This window comes from Desulfonauticus submarinus (assembly GCF_900104045.1).
In the GTDB taxonomy this organism is placed as follows: Bacteria; Desulfobacterota; Desulfovibrionia; order Desulfovibrionales; family Desulfonatronovibrionaceae; genus Desulfonauticus; species Desulfonauticus submarinus.
Genome location: NZ_FNIN01000006.1, coordinates 21,496 through 38,158, shown reverse-complemented (window position 1 = coordinate 38,158; position 16,663 = coordinate 21,496). Strand labels below are relative to the sequence as shown.

At 28.1% G+C, this 16,663-nt stretch carries 17 protein-coding genes; 6 read left to right on the top strand and 11 right to left on the bottom strand.

All coding sequences use genetic code 11. From position 1 onward, the window contains the following. Positions 1-3: 3 nt before the first annotated feature. The 6 genes from rplS to ffh form a co-directional block, all read right to left on the bottom strand. The gene (gene rplS, locus BLP60_RS06595) at positions 4-354 is read right to left on the bottom strand and encodes a 50S ribosomal protein L19 (RefSeq protein ID WP_092065281.1); all 351 of its coding nucleotides are present in this window, start codon (positions 352-354) and stop codon (positions 4-6) included. Between the two features lie 11 nt (positions 355-365). After that, on the bottom strand, positions 366-1,640 hold the full coding sequence (gene trmD / locus BLP60_RS06590; RefSeq protein WP_092065279.1) for a tRNA (guanosine(37)-N1)-methyltransferase TrmD: 1,275 nt from the start codon (positions 1,638-1,640) through the stop codon (positions 366-368). Between the two features lie 39 nt (positions 1,641-1,679). Then, the gene (gene rimM, locus BLP60_RS06585) at positions 1,680-2,210 is read right to left on the bottom strand and encodes a ribosome maturation factor RimM (protein ID WP_092065278.1); all 531 of its coding nucleotides are present in this window, start codon (positions 2,208-2,210) and stop codon (positions 1,680-1,682) included. Positions 2,211-2,216: 6 nt separating this feature from the next. Beyond that, entirely contained in the window at positions 2,217-2,450 is a 234-nt protein-coding gene (locus tag BLP60_RS06580; protein WP_029967722.1) for a KH domain-containing protein, read from the bottom strand. Between the two features lie 65 nt (positions 2,451-2,515). After that, on the bottom strand, positions 2,516-2,755 hold the full coding sequence (gene rpsP, locus BLP60_RS06575; protein ID WP_092065277.1) for a 30S ribosomal protein S16: 240 nt from the start codon (positions 2,753-2,755) through the stop codon (positions 2,516-2,518). Positions 2,756-2,853: 98 nt separating this feature from the next. Then, a complete protein-coding gene (ffh, locus tag BLP60_RS06570) occupies positions 2,854-4,248 on the bottom strand; it encodes a signal recognition particle protein (protein WP_092065276.1) in 1,395 nt (464 codons plus the stop codon). Positions 4,249-4,428: 180 nt separating this feature from the next. Between ffh and BLP60_RS06565 the strand changes: the two genes are divergently transcribed. Both BLP60_RS06565 and BLP60_RS06560 read left to right on the top strand, forming a co-directional pair. Then, positions 4,429-5,709, top strand: coding sequence for an adenylosuccinate synthase (locus tag BLP60_RS06565; protein ID WP_092065274.1), 1,281 nt, complete (start codon positions 4,429-4,431; stop codon positions 5,707-5,709). 18 nt (positions 5,710-5,727) lie between these two features. Next, a complete protein-coding gene (locus BLP60_RS06560) occupies positions 5,728-6,528 on the top strand; it encodes a DNA polymerase III delta subunit-related protein (RefSeq protein WP_092065272.1) in 801 nt (266 codons plus the stop codon). A gap of 4 nt (positions 6,529-6,532) precedes the next feature. Here BLP60_RS06560 and gyrA read toward each other — a convergent pair whose 3' ends face one another. From gyrA to dnaN, 3 genes are read right to left on the bottom strand one after another with little or no spacing between them, the layout of a single operon-like run. Further along, the gene (gene gyrA / locus BLP60_RS06555) at positions 6,533-8,947 is read right to left on the bottom strand and encodes a DNA gyrase subunit A (protein WP_092065420.1); all 2,415 of its coding nucleotides are present in this window, start codon (positions 8,945-8,947) and stop codon (positions 6,533-6,535) included. 18 nt (positions 8,948-8,965) lie between these two features. After that, positions 8,966-11,326 (bottom strand): DNA topoisomerase (ATP-hydrolyzing) subunit B, encoded by a 2,361-nt coding sequence (gyrB, locus tag BLP60_RS06550; RefSeq protein ID WP_092065269.1) that lies wholly within the window; start codon positions 11,324-11,326, stop codon positions 8,966-8,968. 8 nt (positions 11,327-11,334) lie between these two features. Further along, a complete protein-coding gene (dnaN, locus tag BLP60_RS06545) occupies positions 11,335-12,477 on the bottom strand; it encodes a DNA polymerase III subunit beta (protein WP_092065266.1) in 1,143 nt (380 codons plus the stop codon). A 299-nt stretch (positions 12,478-12,776) separates the two neighbouring features. Between dnaN and BLP60_RS06540 the strand changes: the two genes are divergently transcribed. The 4 genes from BLP60_RS06540 to BLP60_RS06525 are packed head-to-tail and all read left to right on the top strand — an operon-like array spanning position 12,777 to position 15,654. Further along, positions 12,777-13,934 carry a homocysteine biosynthesis protein gene (locus BLP60_RS06540; protein ID WP_092065263.1) on the top strand — a complete coding sequence of 386 codons (1,158 nt, stop codon included), beginning with the start codon at positions 12,777-12,779 and terminating at the stop codon, positions 13,932-13,934. Between the two features lie 15 nt (positions 13,935-13,949). After that, the gene (locus BLP60_RS06535; protein WP_092065260.1) at positions 13,950-15,014 is read left to right on the top strand and encodes a M24 family metallopeptidase; all 1,065 of its coding nucleotides are present in this window, start codon (positions 13,950-13,952) and stop codon (positions 15,012-15,014) included. A 2-nt stretch (positions 15,015-15,016) separates the two neighbouring features. Then, positions 15,017-15,244, top strand: a complete 228-nt coding sequence (locus tag BLP60_RS06530) for a DUF4911 domain-containing protein (RefSeq protein WP_092065257.1) — start codon at positions 15,017-15,019, stop codon at positions 15,242-15,244. 2 nt (positions 15,245-15,246) lie between these two features. Then, positions 15,247-15,654: a hypothetical protein gene (locus tag BLP60_RS06525; protein WP_092065255.1), complete on the top strand. Its 408-nt coding sequence runs from the start codon at positions 15,247-15,249 to the stop codon at positions 15,652-15,654. Here the strand turns inward: BLP60_RS06525 and BLP60_RS06520 are convergent. Together BLP60_RS06520 and BLP60_RS06515 are read right to left on the bottom strand one after the other, a co-directional pair. Further along, a complete protein-coding gene (locus BLP60_RS06520) occupies positions 15,651-16,460 on the bottom strand; it encodes a TatD family hydrolase (RefSeq protein ID WP_092065252.1) in 810 nt (269 codons plus the stop codon). The two genes, BLP60_RS06525 and BLP60_RS06520, sit on opposite strands and share 4 nt — an antisense overlap. Then, the gene (locus tag BLP60_RS06515; RefSeq protein WP_092065249.1) at positions 16,461-16,655 is read right to left on the bottom strand and encodes a Trm112 family protein; all 195 of its coding nucleotides are present in this window, start codon (positions 16,653-16,655) and stop codon (positions 16,461-16,463) included. Between the last annotated feature and the right edge of the window lie 8 nt (positions 16,656-16,663).

Here is a 16,663-nt window from a genome sequence, read left to right as displayed (position 1 = left end):
ATTTTAATTCCAAGTTTCCTTGGGCTTAATTCTAGCTGCTTTACCCTTTAAGTTACGCAAATAGTAAATTCTACCCTGACGTACCTTACCTTCAGCAATGACCTCTATCTTTTCAATAAAGGGAGAATGCAATGGGAAAACCCTTTCTACTCCTATACCACCACTAATTTTACGTACTATAAAAGTACTATTAGTAGTGCCACGCTTCACCCTAATAACAGTTCCTTGAAAAACCTGGATCCTTTCTTTTTCACCCTCAATAATTCGTACATGAACTTTTACAGTATCTCCTGCCTTAAATTTAGGCAAGTCCATACGCATTTGTTCTCTTTCAATGTTTTGAATAATGTTCATAGCTCCACTCCTTACCAGAATTCTCCTAAAATACGATCTACCATTATTGCGGCTGCTGAACGCACCGAAAGATGGTTATATTTACGGCCAAAACAAATTGGCTGTATTATAAAATCTGCCTTTTTTAAAATTTCTTTTGCTAACCCGTGCCCTGTGCCTAAAATCAATAAAACAGGCTTACTTTCTAACAACTTCCTAATTTTTAAAAAAGAAATTTCACCTTCTCTAGCACTTGTAGCAATTAAAACAGGTGGCTGGCCTGTTTTTAATTTTATTTTTTCAACAACTTCATCTAAGTTGGCAGCAACTTCTACTAATTCTAACGCCCTTGCTCTATCTGTATTTAGCTTAGAACTAGGACCTTTTGTCCAATGTTCAAGTAAGCGTTTAGCTAGTTTTTGCTGATCTTGTAATGGAGTTACTAAAAAATAACCCCCTAACCCGTACGTACAAGAAACGCGACTAATATCGTGAATATCAAGATTTGTCAAAGAAGTTGTACTAACTTTTTTAAATTTGTCTAAAACAGGATAATGAAGAAGTGTTAAATATAAATTTTTACCTAATTCTCTTTTAGGCAATTTTTTTAAAAATTCTCTATCTTCTTGGTTTAAATAAGTTTTTATTAGTAACTCTGGCCGATTTTTTAATGTTATTTCTAATGATTTTTGCCGTTTCCATTTTAAAATTTTAGAATGATGACCAGATAACAATACTTGAGGCACCTTATATCCTTTATATTCCTCTGGCCTTGTGTAATGAGGATATTCTAAAATATCATTAAAAAAACTATCCTCTTTAAAAGACTCTTCTTTACTCATAAATCCAGGTAATAATCTAGATATGGCCTCAATAATATTTAAAGCAGCACTTTCTCCTCCATTTAAAACATAATCTCCAACCGAAAGCACATCTAAAGAATACATCTCTTCAAGCCGAGCATCTATCCCTTCGTAACGTCCACAAATAAGTACTATATCTTTTTGTTTAGCTAAAATTTTTGCTTTTTCTTGAGAAAATAATTTACCTTTAGGAGAAAGAAGTATTTTATAACTATTTTGAGGTGTTTGTTGCAAAGCCCTATCTAAAGGAGGCAACATCATTACCATACCTGCTCCCCCACCATAGGGCTTATCATCAACTGTCTTATGCTTATCTTCAGTAAAATCCCGTGGGTTTATAAAAATAAATTTAATTAGTCCTTTTTCGCGAGCTTTTTTTAATTGACCACAATTTAAAGCAGACGCAAAATATTCTGGAAAAAGGGTAATAATATAAAATGTCATATTAAACTCTTTTAATCTTTAACTATAAGAACTCTATATCTATTTTTGTAAATAAATTTCTAAAAGTCCTTCTGGGGGTGCAATTATTGCCTTTTTCTTTTCACCTATCATATCTATAATAAAATCTTCTGTAGCTGGAAATAAAACTTCTTGACCATCTAAAGTCTCTATTTCCCAAATTTCACTATCTCCTATTAACTTAATATCCTTTATTTCTCCTAAATATGATCCTTCGTCTAAATAAACTCTCCATCCAATTAATTCATAAAGATAATATTCTCCTTCCTCTTTGGAAGGAAATTTATCTTCCGGAAAATAAATTTCTGCTCCTCGCCATTTTTCTGCTTCAGTCCTATCAAGTATGTTTTCAACTGTTAGTAAAATTCTTTTTTGATGAGGACGCCACGAAATAATTTTAAATGCCACAGGCCTTTTAAATCCTAGTTTTAAATAAATATATTCAAAATTATCTAAAAAAAATGGGGAGTGAGCAAAAAGTTCTATACTCAACTCCCCTTTCAGGCCATGTGGCTTTACAACCCTTCCACAAAGAACTAGGTTGCTAGCCATTTTTTTCTACTCTATAATTTCCAAGACTGCCCTTTTCTTGGCTTTAGTAGAGGCTGCGCTCAAAATAGTACGCATAGCCCTGGCAGTTCTGCCCTGTTTTCCAATTACTTTACCTAGATCTTCCTTTGCAACCTTCAGCTCGATTACTGAGGTTTGCTCACCTTCAATCTCTGAAACCTTTACTGCATCTGGATTGTCTACCAAAGACTTGGCAATGTACTCAATCAAATCCTTCAACATAGGCACCTCCGCTTTTAACTACAGTTCTTTAGTTTCCGGACCTACAACAACTTCAGGCCCACAGGCTATAAGCCAGCTTTTTTTAAAAGTGAACGAACAGTATTAGAAGGTTTAGCTCCTCTGTCCATCCACTTTTTTAACTTTTCTGGATCAATTTTAATATCAGGTGGTTCAGTCATTGGATTATAATATCCAATAATTTCTAACGCTCTTCCATCTCTTCTCGTAGCACTATTAATAGCCACAATACGATAAAAAGGTCTTTTTTTCGAACCCATCCTGGTCAGTCGCAATTTCAATGCCATTTCCTTAAACCCCCATAAAATTAAGTCTATTTTCCTTTAAGAATAATTAAAAAATAAAATCAAAAAACAACTTTGTCTAGTAAAAAAATATTGTTTTTTTACTTTTTCTTTTTTTTCTTTAATTTTTTACGTTTTGCCTTTAACTTTTTACGATCTACTTTTTTATTTTTCATTCCCAATCTTCTTCCACCACCCATCTGTCCCATCATTTGCTGCATCATCTTACGCATTTGTTCAAAATTTTTAAGTAAATTATTTACATCTTGAACTGTAGTTCCACTTCCTTTTGCAATTCTTTCTTTACGACTAGCATTTATTATTTTGGGATTTTTTCTTTCTTCTTTGGTCATAGAATTAATAATGGCTTCTAATTTTGCCATTTCTTTTTCTGGAATTTTTACATTTTTTAACTGATCTCTAAGTTTTCCCATGCCAGGAATTAACTTTAGTAAACCCTCTATAGAACCAAGTTTTTTGATTCTTTTCATTTGAGTACGAAAATCTTCTAAGTCAAATTTAGCTGTTTTTAACTTTTCTTCTAATTTAAGAGCTTCTTTTTCATCAATACTGGATTGGGCCTTTTCAATTAAAGTTAAAATATCGCCCATCCCTAAAATACGAGAAGCAATACGATCTGGATGAAAAACTTCTAGATCCTTTAATTTCTCTCCTACTCCAATAAATTTTATAGGCTTACCAGTAACAGATTTAATAGAAAGAGCTGCTCCACCTCTAGCATCACCTTCCATCTTTGTTAAAATAACACCAGTAATATCCAATAATTCATCGAATCTAGAAGCAACATTAACTGCATCTTGCCCAGTCATTGCATCTGCAACAAATAAAATCTCTTGAGGCGAGCATGCTTGCTTTATTTCTACTAATTCATTCATTAAAACTTCATCTATGTGTAAACGACCCGCTGTATCTAAAATTAAAATATCATAACCTTTTTCTATGGCTTCTTCTCGTGCTTGTAAGGCAATATCTACTGGTTTCATATTAGAAGAAGAACCAAAAGAGGGAATATTAATCTCTGAAGCCAATTTTTGTAATTGCTCAATAGCAGCAGGGCGATATACGTCTGCAGGAACAAGTAAAGGAGAAAACTTTTTACGACGTAAAAATAAGGCAAGTTTGGCAGCAGAGGTGGTTTTACCTGAGCCTTGAAGACCCACTAACATAATAATATAAGGCTTTTTACCTTTTAATTCTAAGCCTACATTTTTTCCACCAAGCAGCTCTATCAGTTCTTCATGAACTATTTTAACAACTTGCTGCCCAGGAGTAAGACTTTTTAAAACCTCTTTACCTAAAGCCTTTTCCTTAACTTTACGAGTAAAATCTTTAACAACTTTATAATTTACATCAGCTTCTAAAAGGGCGAGCCTTACTTCTCGAAGACCCTCCTCAATACTTGCTTCATCTAAACGGCCTCTGCCCTTTATTTTTTTAAAAACACTATCTAAACGTTCAGATAAACTATCAAACATTTTCCTACCTTGAGTTTTGGTGAAATAGAACTCGTTATCTCTATGCCTGTGTAATAGTCAAGAAAAATTTTTCAATTTTTTTCTGTCAAATTTCTCAAACACTCATTACATTTAATTGACTTACCTTTGAGATTGTTTTTAAAAGATAAACTCAGTTTTGTGCGGATGGAGGAAAATCAAATGGACAACATTGTAGTGATTGGTTCCCAATGGGGAGATGAAGGAAAAGGAAAAATCGTAGATATTCTCACTGAGAATGCAGATCTAATTGTTCGTTTCCAAGGTGGAAATAATGCTGGGCATACATTAGTTGTTAATGGCAAGACCTTTATTTTTCATTTAATACCTTCTGGTATTTTACATACATCTAAAACCTGCTTAATTGGAAATGGCGTAGTTTTAGATCCAGAAGTTCTATGCAAAGAAATAGACACATTGGCCAAAGAAAATATCTTTATTGACCCTAATAGATTAAAAATAAGCAAAAAAACGCACATTATTATGCCTTATCATAAACTTTTAGATAGTGCCCGAGAACAATATAAATCAGGCAAAGATAAAATTGGTACTACAGGAAGAGGAATAGGACCATGTTATGAAGATAAAATGGCAAGAATTGGAATAAGAGCTGGAGATTTTCAAAACTTAAACTTTTTAAAACAAAAAATAGAAAAAGCTCTTATTGAAAAAAATATTCTTTTTAAGCACTTATATAAAATAGAACCAGTTTCAACAGAAAAAGTTTTTAAACAAATAGAACCCTATGCAAAAAGACTTGTTCCTTTTTTAACAGATGTGAGTGAAGAAATTCAAAAAGCTCAGCAGCAAAATAAAACAGTTTTATTCGAAGGAGCACAAGGAACCCATTTAGATATAGACCACGGAACTTATCCTTTTGTAACTTCCTCTAATACTGTAGCAGGTAGTGCTGCCACTGGAAGTGGATCTTCTGTTAGAAATTTAAAACGCATTATTGCTATTGTAAAAGCATACACAACAAGAGTAGGTAGTGGCCCTTTTCCTACTGAAAATAATAACGAGGAAGGAAATTATTTACAACAAAAAGGAGCAGAATTTGGAGCAACTACAGGGAGAAAAAGACGATGTGGTTGGCTTGACCTAGTCATTTTAAGAGAATCTTTAAGATTAAATGGTCCAACTGAAATTGCACTTACTAAACTTGATGTACTAGGAGGTCTCAAAGAGATAAAAATTTGCACAGCTTATGAATATCAAGGCAAAACAATATATTATCCTCCCCAAGAAGAAAATGCCTTAGAAAATGTTAAGCCAATATATCAAACTCTCCCAGGATGGGAAAAAGATATTTCTCAATTAAAAACTTTTGATGAGTTACCAAAAAATACTCAAAATTATATTCAGACTATAGAAAAATTATTAAATATTCCAATAAAGATTATTTCTGTAGGACCTGGAAGAGAGCAAACTATTTGGCGTTAATTTTATTATGTTAATTAAATGTTAGAAAAAAAAAATATTTTATTAAAAAATCTTTTTATAAAATTAAAAAAAAATCCACCTTCTAGTATAATATTAGAAGGTGGGAGTAATCAATTTAGATTAGATGTATTTAAAATTTTAGTAAAAATATTAAATTGTAGTCAAAACGGATGTAATATATGTAATATTTGTAAATCAATAGATAATTTTGAGTGTAGAGATATTATTATTTTTGAAAGTAATGAAACAAAAATAGAAAATATTAGAGAATTAAAACAAGTTCTCTCAAATCTTCCAAATAATAATTATAGGTTTATTTGTTTTAAAGAAGCTCATGATTTAAATATTAACTGCTTAAACTCTCTATTAAAAGTTTTAGAAGAACCTCCTAAAAATAATATATTTGTTTTTCTTGTTTCTCAAAGAGAAAGTCTTTTAACAACAATTCTTTCAAGAAGTTTTGTATTTAATTTATCTTTTTATAAAGAAAAAATTAAAATAAAAGATGAATTTCAAAGTGCTATTAAATTTATTTATACTGGTAAAAATTTTTTTAAATTAAATAAAAAAGAAAAATTTTCAATAATTGAAATTAAAAATTTAATTAAATTTTTTCAACAAGAATTAATCTTATCTTACTTAAAAAATAATAACAATTCTCTTTTCTTAAACAATATTTCTCCTCACCAATTCTTCAAAATAGTAAATACATTAAATATTGCTCAACAGTCTTTAAATAGTAAAGTATCTCCAAACCTAGTTTTAGAATGGTTTGTTGTAAAAATATTTCTAATTCTTCATTCTAAAGATATTACCTAAAAAGTTATAAATTTTCTTCTTTAATAACTCTATCAAAACAAACAATTCTCTGTCCATCTTCAATATTAATTAACTTAACTCCCATAGTATCTCTTCCAGCTTTTCTTATATCTTTAACACCAATTCTAATAATTTTATTTAAAGAATTTAAGATAATAATTTCATCTTTTTCATTTACCAAAACAGATCCACACACAGATCCTGTTTTATTATTAACTTTCATATTTTTAATTCCTTTTCCTCCTCTAGATTGTACTCTATACATATCTAATGATGTTCTTTTACCAAATCCTTTTTCAGAAATAGTTAAAAGTTCTTTTCTGTCATCACCATTTATTTCTACTGCTGATACGACTTTATCTCCTTCTCTTAAAGCAACTCCTTTAACTCCCATTGCATTTCTACCTATTGGCCTAATCTCATTTGTATTAAAACGGATACAATATCCACTTTTTGTTATCAACATAATTTCAGAATCATGATGAATAAGTTTAACATCAATTAGTTCATCACCATCTTTCAAATTAATAGCTATAATACCAGTTTGTCTAATATTTTTAAATAAAGATGTAGATGTTTTTTTAACTAATCCCCTTTTAGTTACAAAAAAGAAATAGTCATTTATAGTTAAATTACGTTGAGAAACCAATTTTGCAATAAATTCTTCTTGGGCTAATGGAATAATATTTTTAATATGTATACCCTTAGCAATTCTGCTAGCTTCTGGTATATCATAAACTTTTATTTTATAACATTTTCCTTGATTTGAAAATAAATAAAGATCCTGGTGATTAGAAGTAGTTACTAAGTCTATAACAAAATCATTTTTTGATACATTTGCTCCAACAATCCCTTTTCCTCCTCTTTTTTGTTGATTATAATTACTAAGAGAAGTTCTTTTAATATATCCATTTTTTGTTAAAGTAACAACAACTTCACTGTCAGGAATAATATCTTCTACATTAATATTATCTGGATCATAATCTAAAATAATAGTTTTTCTTTCCGAAGAGTAATCTTGTTTTATTTTTATTAATTCTTCTTTTATTACTGTCTTTAAAACTTCCTTATTATTTAAAATTGAATTTAAATATTCAATAGTCTTAATTAACTCATTATATTCTTCAATTAATTTTTGTTTCTCTAAATTTGTAAGACGCTGTAACTTCATATCTAAAATTGCTTGAGCCTGTATCTCTGAAAAATCATAATTTCTAATCAAATTTTTCTTTGCTTCAGAAGGAGTTTTTGATTGTTTAATAGTTTTTATTATTTCATCAATAATATCTAATGCTTTTTTAAGACCTTCTAAAATATGAGCTCTTGCTTCTGCTTTATTTAATTCAAATTTTGTTCTTCGTAAGACAACTACTCTTCGATGTTCTAAAAAACACTCTAAAACTTCTTTTAAAGTTAATAATTTTGGCCGATTATTAACAACAGCCATTATATTAATACCATAAGATTGTTCCAATCCAGAAAACTTATATAATTTATTTATAATTATATCTTCATAAACACCTTTTTTTAACTCTATAACTATTCTAATACCATTTCTATCTGATTCATCTCTAAGATCAGCAATACCTTCAATTTTATTTTCATTTATAAGTTGAGCAATTTTTTCTACCAAATTTGATTTATTAACTGCATATGGTATTTCTTTAATAACAATAGATTTATTTTTTCCTTCTTCTATTTCTATTTTTGAACGTATCTTTATACTTCCCCTACCAGTTTCATATGCAGATTTTAATCCTTCTTGTCCATATACAAAAGCACCTGTTGGAAAATCAGGTCCTTTAATAAAATTCATTAAATCAGAAACACAACAATTTGGATTATCTAAAAGATATAAAGTAGCCTCAATTACTTCTTTTAAATTATGAGGAGGAATATTCGTAGCCATTCCAACAGCAATACCTGAAGATCCATTTATAATTAAATTTGGTATCTTTGTTGGCAATACTTCTGGTTCTTTTAGAGTATTGTCATAATTAGGTCTAAAATCAACAGTATCTTTATCTATATCTGTTAAAAACTCTGACGTAATTTTTGCTAATCTTACTTCAGTATAACGCATAGCAGCAGCAGAATCTCCATCAATAGAGCCAAAATTACCTTGTCCCTCTATAAGAGGCTCTCTCATATTAAAATTTTGAGCCATGCGCACTAATGCATCATATACAGCAGCATCTCCATGAGGATGATATTTACCAATAACATCACCAACAATTCTTGCAGATTTTTTAAAAGGTTTATTATAGGTATTACCTAACTCATGCATAGCATATAAAATACGGCGATGAACTGGTTTTAAACCATCTCTAACATCTGGAAGTGCTCTACCTACTATAACACTAAGTGAATATTCTAAATAAGACTTTTTTAGCTCATCTTCTATATTAATATAATTAATCACTTCTTATATCTCCTATTAAATATCTAATTCTTTTACTAATAAAGCATTTCTTTGTATAAAATCCCTTCTTGGTTCAACTTTCTCTCCCATTAAATTTGAAAACAGTTCATCAGCTTCTTCTCCATCTTCAATTTTAACCTGATATAAAATTCTTTTATCTGGATTCATTGTTGTATCCCATAATTGTTCTGGATTCATTTCACCAAGACCCTTATAACGTTGAATATTAATACCTTTTCTAGAAAGTTCATAAATTTTTTCATAAAGTTCAAATAAGTTATTTATTTGATAAAAATTATCAAAAAATTTTACATTAAATATAAATTTTTCACTAAATTCTTTAAAATATTTAACTAGTTCAAAAGATTTTCTATATATTTTAGAATTAAAAAACTCTATACCTACTTTTACTTTAAAATCATTACTTTCAAAAATTAAAAAGACTCTTTTCTCTTCATCTTCATTTATAATTTCATCAATTATTAAATTAATATTAAAATTATTTAAATATTCTTTTAAATTTAAATATATAGAATCAAAATTTTGAACAGTTATTTTATCTTTAAAATTTAATAAATAAAAAAACAAATTACTATTTAATCCAATATTAAAAACTTCATCTAAATTGTATTTTAAATTGTTTAAATTTAAAATAAATTCTTTTTTATTGTCTATTAATTTATCATCAACATATATTTCTATTTTATCTAAAATTCTGTTTAATAAGAATTCATTCAACTCTTTATCATCTACAAAATAATATTCTTTCTTTTTTTCAGAAATACGATAAAGAGGTGGTTGAGCTATATATAAATATCCTCCATCAATTACTTCTTTAAATTTACGATAAAAAAGAGTTAAAAGAAGAGTTCTAATATGAGCTCCATCAACATCAGCATCTGTCATAATAATAATTTTATGATAACGAAGTTTAGATAAATTCTCCTGTTCAATCCCAAGACCAAGAGCAGTAATAAGTGCTCTAATCTCTTTATTTTCCAACATTTTATCAAGCCTAGTTTTTTCTACATTTAAAATTTTACCTCTTAAAGGCAAAATAGCTTGAAACTTTGGATTTCTACCTTGTTTAGCTGAACCACCTGCAGAATCACCCTCTACAATAAAAATTTCACTTTCTTCTGGCTTTTTGCTCTGACAATCTGCTAATTTTCCAGGTAATGAATTATCAGATAAAGCACTTTTTCTTCTTACTAATTCCCGTGCCTTTTTGGCTGCTTCTCTAGCTCTTGCAGAGTCAACTATTTTTTCAATAATGGTTTTAGCTTCTTTAGGATTTTCTTCTAAAAAAGTATTAACTTTTTCATAAACAAAACTCGCTACAATACCTTGAATTTCACTATTTCCAAGTTTTGTCTTTGTTTGACCTTCAAATTGAGGATTTGGTAATTTGACACTTACTATTGCAGCTAACCCTTCTTTAACATCATCTCCTGAAATTTTTATTTTTAATTTTTTAGGCAAGTCTTTAGCATTATTAATATAATTATTTATAGCTCTTGTTAAAGCGGTTCTAAAACCTACTAAATGTGTTCCTCCTTCAATAGTTCTAATATTGTTAGCAAATGATAATATCTTTTCAGAATAATTAGTAGAATACTGAAAAGCAAATTCAACTTGAACCTGTTCTGTTTCTGCAAATCCATAACATACAGGATGAATTGCCACATTTCCACTATTTAATTTCTCTACAAAGGATTTAATCCCACCTTCAAATTTAAAACTATCGTGATTACCTGTTCTTTCATCTAAAAGTTCTATTAGAATACCACTATTTAAATATGCAAGCTCTTCAAATCTTTTTGCTAAAATAGAATAATCAAAAATTACCTCTTCAAAAATTTCTTCGTCAGGCCTAAATTTAACAGTAGTACCAGTTTTATTTGTCTCTCCTATTTCTTTTAGTTCTGTAACAGGAATTCCTCTTTCATAACGCTGAAAGTATTTTTTACCATTTCTTCTAATTGTAACTTCTAAAAATTCTGATAAAGCATTAACAACAGAAACTCCAACACCATGCAACCCACCAGAAACCTTATAAGTAGAATTATCAAACTTACCACCTGCATGTAATACAGTCATTACAACTTCTACTGCAGGTCTTCCTTCTTTTGGATGAATATCTACAGGAATTCCTCTACCATTATCTATTACAGTGACACTATTATCTAAATGAATTAATATTTTAATATGATTACAGTAACCAGCCATAGCTTCATCAATACTATTATCAACAACTTCATAAACAAGATGATGAAGTCCTCTGTAATCAGTACTGCCAATATACATGGCTGGTCTTTTACGAACAGCAGATAAACCTTCTAATATTTTAATACTTTCAGCATTATAATTACTCATATTATTTTTTACTCCTCAGTATAGTAGGATTCTTCTTCTATTTCAACAGGCATTGCATAAATTACATAATTAGGATCATCTTCACCTTCTATTTTAAATGGTTCTAATGTTCCTGAAAATCCAAATTTTATTAAAGAAGAGTTAAAATGTTCTAACATTTCAATAACATCTTTTGTCATTAAAACAATTTGATTTAGATTTCCATGATATTCACATTCTAAGACTTCTTCTGCTTCTCCTATTTCAGATCCATAAGCACTTAGAATTATTTCTTTTTCAGAAAGTTTAAATACAGTTGATTTAGTATTAGTGTTAAATAGAAAAAGTCTGTCAAGAGATTCTATTAGACTTTGTTTATTTAAAGTTAGAATTGAATTTAATTGATCTTTATATTTATTTAAAAAATCATGATACTTAGGAAATTCATAAGAACTTAAAGGAAAAGAATACATCTCTTTTTTATCTATTGTTCTAATAAATAGTCTATTGTTATTTAAATTAATTTCAATATCTTCTTCTGTTAAGATTTTTTTTAGCTCATTCACTATTTTTTTATTTATTAAAATTCCGTCATCTGGTATAATATCGTAAATATCATCATTATATATTTTATATAATGCCATTTTAGGACCATTTAAACCACAAAATTCTATTTCTCCATCTTTATTTCCTTTTTTAAGGCTTAAACATGTCATACTTTCCATACTTTCGTCATCTGCTATACAAAAATAAACTCTATCTATTGCTTCTTTTATTACATCTCCAGACCATATTTTTTTATTTTCTTCAGGAAAATTATTTAATTCTTGAAACCAAGATTTTTCTACACTTGGAATAGTATATTTATTATTATTTTGTTTAATTATTACTTTTTGATCTTTTAATTGAATATTTACATCTCCAGAACTTAACTTTTTTAAAAGATCAGCGAAAATTTTTCCTTGGATACCAATTAAACCAGGTTCTTTAATTTGTCCTTCATAATTACAAATAATTTCAATATTAGAATCTGTGGCTAAGAATTGAATCTTAGAGTCTTGGGCTTTAATCCAAATAGTTCTTAGAAAAGCTGCTCCGCTTTTTTGAGGTAAAATAGATGATATTTTTTGAACTCCATTTAACACCTCTTCTCTTTTAAAACTAATATTCATCTTTTTCTCCTTTTTATTATTAAGAGTGTTATTTTGTTCGTAATTCTTTTAACTTGTTGAAAATAAAAAATTTTTTAAAATTTATTTAAGAACTTTTTTTATTTTTTTGTTTCTTTTTTTTTATAAAAAAAATATTTGTTCTTAAATTTTAACTTTAGAACAATATTGTTCTTAATTTGAGTTTATTGACTAATAATTTAGCCTTGACTAAGAAGTAAAAAATATAACTGATTTTTTCTTTAATTGCAAATAAATGGGTTATTATAACTTGTTGGGATGATTAAAAAAATGGAGAAAATATGGCTACAATAAAAAAGACTATTCAGGAAATTAATGAAAAGATTAAGAAAGGGAAAGCAGTTATTTTAAATGCTAAAGAAATGGCTGAGTTAGTGAAAAATGTAGGTAAAAAAAAGGCAGCAGCAGAAGTAGATGTTGTAACTACTGGTACTTTTTCTCCTATGTGTTCCTCTGGACTTCTTTTTAATTTTAAACAATACCCACCTTTGATAAAAGCCTCAAAGGTTTGGTTAAATGGAGTTCCTGCTTATGCTGGACTAGCTGCTGTAGATGCTTATTTAGGAGCAACAGAGCCTACTGAAGACGATCCTTTAAATAGAGTATTTCCAGGACAATTTAAATATGGTGGTGGGCATGTTATTGAGGATTTATTAAGAGGTCGTTCTGTTCATTTAAGAGCTAAAGCTTATGGTACAGATTGTTATCCTCGAAAATATTTAGAAAAAGATATTACTTTAGGAGAATTAAATGACGCTATTTTATTAAATCCGCGTAATTGTTATCAAAATTACAACTGTGCTTTAAATTTGAGTTCTAAAATAAAATATACTTATATGGGCCCTCTTCGTCCTCATGGGGCTAACGTTAATTTTGCTACCTCAGGTTGTTTAAGTCCTTTATTTAATGATCCTTATTTAAGAACAATAGGTACAGGTACTAAAATATTTTTAGGAGGAGGAGTAGGATATGTTATAGGACATGGTACTCAACATAATCCTTCTCCTCCTAGAAATCAACGAGGGTTACCGTTAAAACCTGCTGCCACTTTAATGTTAAAGGGTGATTTAAAACAAATGGATCCTAAGTATATTAGAGGATTAAGTATTATCGGATATGGTTGTTCTATTTGTGTAGGAGTTGGAATCCCTATTCCTATTCTTGATGAAGAAATGGCGTGGTTTACTGGCGTAAGTGATGAAGACATTCAAATGCCACTTATAGATTATGGGGAAGAATATGGGCAAGGAAAAGCAAAACCTTTAAAATATGTTAATTATTCTGAATTATTATCTGGAAGTATTGAGTTTGAAGGAAAGAAGATACTTACAGTACCTGTTACTAGTTATTCACTTTCTTTGGAAATAGCAGATACTTTAAAAAAGTGGATTGAAAAAGGAGATTTTTTATTAACTGAACCTCAAGAGTTTTTTATTTAATTAGGATAATATGATATGAATAAATTTCATTTTTCAAGAATTAAAAAGATTCAACAATTTATTTTACAAAAAAAAATAGATTGCTTTTTAATATTAAATCCTACTAATCGTTATTATTTATCTGGTTTTGAATTAAAAGATGTTCAATATAATGAAAGTGCTGGTTTTTTAATTATTACTTCTAATGATTTTTTTCTATTTACAGATCCTCGTTATATAGAAGAGGCTAAAGATATTTTTAGTGATAATATTTTTATTTACTCAGGTGATAAATTTAAGTTTATTATCGATATATTAAAAAATAGACTTAATATAAAAAAAATAGGTTTTGAATATAATTTTTTTAATTATGAATTTTTTATTAATTTAAATAAAAATTTTGAATTAATACCTTTTAAAAATGTCGTTGAAAATTTAAGAAAAATAAAGGATGAAATAGAGGTAGAACACATTAAAAAATCAAATCAACTAGTTTATGAAGTTTTTAAAATATTACCTAAATATTTTAAAGTAGGTCAGACAGAAAAAGAAATTGCGTGGTTTATAGAAAAGTTTTTTAAAGAACATGGTGCTAGAGAAAATGCGTTTTCTCCAATTGTTGCTTTTGGTAAAAATGCTGCAAAACCTCATGCATCTCCTTCTGATAAAAAACTTTCTTTTAATGACGTAGTATTAATAGATATAGGTTGTCGTTTTTTAGATTATTGTTCAGATCAAACAAGAACTTTTTGGTTTGGAGATAATCCTTCATCTGAATTTTTAAAAAATTTAGAATTAGTAAAGGAAGCTCAGAGAAAAGCTATAGAATTTATTAAACCAGGAGTAAAAATAAAAGATGCTTATTTGTTAGTAAAAGATTTTTTTAGAAAATATGGGGTAGATAATTATTTTACTCATGCTTTAGGTCATGGAATTGGGTTAGATACTCATGAAATTCCTGGAATAAATTTTACTAATGAAGATCTTTTTGAAACTGGAATGGTTATCACTGTTGAACCTGGATTATATTATCCTGAATGGGGAGGAATTAGGTGGGAGCATATGATTCTTGTCACTAAAAATGGCGTAGAAATTCTTTAAAAATGTTTTCGTGTAGAATTTATCTTAAGATTCCACGCTCTGAAATAGCCTATTTAAAGTTTTTAATTGAAGGATGGGATAATTTAGCTTACTTTACGGTTATTGATAAGTATAAGGCTGTTGTGCAGTTAGTTTGTTCAAAAGATTATTTGCAACAAGTATTATTTTTTCTAAAAAAAATAAATTCAGAATTAAATATAGATATAATTTATGTTAAAGAGGAGATATAAATATGAGATTTAACTTAAAAATTATTATTATTTTTATTTTATCTTTATTTTTGTATGCAATGGGATCAAATCAAGGAGTTGTTACTAAAATACCTAAACCAGATAGAAATTTTAAAGTAAAAATATTTGATGTTGATGAAAATATGATAGTAGTAACTGATTTTTCAGTAAATGGATTAACTTATTTACCTGTTCAATTAGGTAAAACTGATATTAGCCTTGATTTTGCAAAAATAAAAAAGGTTCTTTTTTATCTTCAGGATAAAAATATAAAAGTTAAGGTTTTTTTTAAAGATGGAGAAGTTTCTTCTTTTTTTATAAAAAAAGATATTTTATTTTTTGGACGAACTAAATGGGGAAATTTAAAAATTAAATCAGAAAATTTAAAAAAAATAATTTTTATTTATTAAATATCAAAAAAAAATTTTGCATTTATAGCTGTTTGCTTCCATATTTCAAGAACATCTTTTTGCTTAATTTCAGCTAATTTATAAGCAGAAAATACTATAAAAGCAGGTTCATTTCTTTTACCTCTATAAGGTTCTGGAGTTAAGTAAGGTGAATCGGTTTCTAACATAATACGATTTAAAGGAGTGTATTTAGCAATATCCTGAATTTGTTTAGATTTTTTAAAAGTAATCGTTCCAGGTAAAGATATATACCATTCATTTTCTAAAATTTTATCAAGTGCTTCTTTATCATAACTAAAACAATGAAAAAGACATTTTTTTATTTTAAAGTTATTTAAGATAGAAAATGTATCTTCCTTTGCTTCTCTTGAATGAATTACGATTGGTTTATTTAGAGATAATGCTAAATCTATTTGTTGTTCAAAAATTTCTTTTTGAAATTTTGGTTTTGAGAAATTGTAATGGTAATCTAGACCTATTTCACCAATTGCTTTAATATTATATTTTGAACAAATATCTTTTATTTTCTTTATTTCTTTTATGTTTCCTAATTTTTCAGCATCATGTGGGTGAATACCTAAGATATAAAATATATTTTTATTATTTTGTAATCTATCTATATTGTTAAAAAATTCTTCTGAAGATAAAAAGACATTTCCAATATATTTAATTCCACATTTTTTTGCTTTTTGAATAACATTTTCAAGATCATTTTGAAAATGTTTTAAACTTAGATGGGCGTGTGTATCTATTCCTTCTAGGGGTAGAGAAATATCTTCAGGATCTATTTTACTTTTTTTAGACATTTAATTTTCACCATTTTGTTCAAATTTATCTAAATCAATTGCTTCTTCTATTAAAAGAATAGGAATATCTTCTTTTATCGGATATACTTTTTTACACTTCTCACAAATGAGACCGTTTTCTTTTTGAGTTAATTTAAGTTCATTTTTGCATTTAGGACAAGCTAAGATATTTAGCAGTTCTTTATTAATGGCCATAAACTATT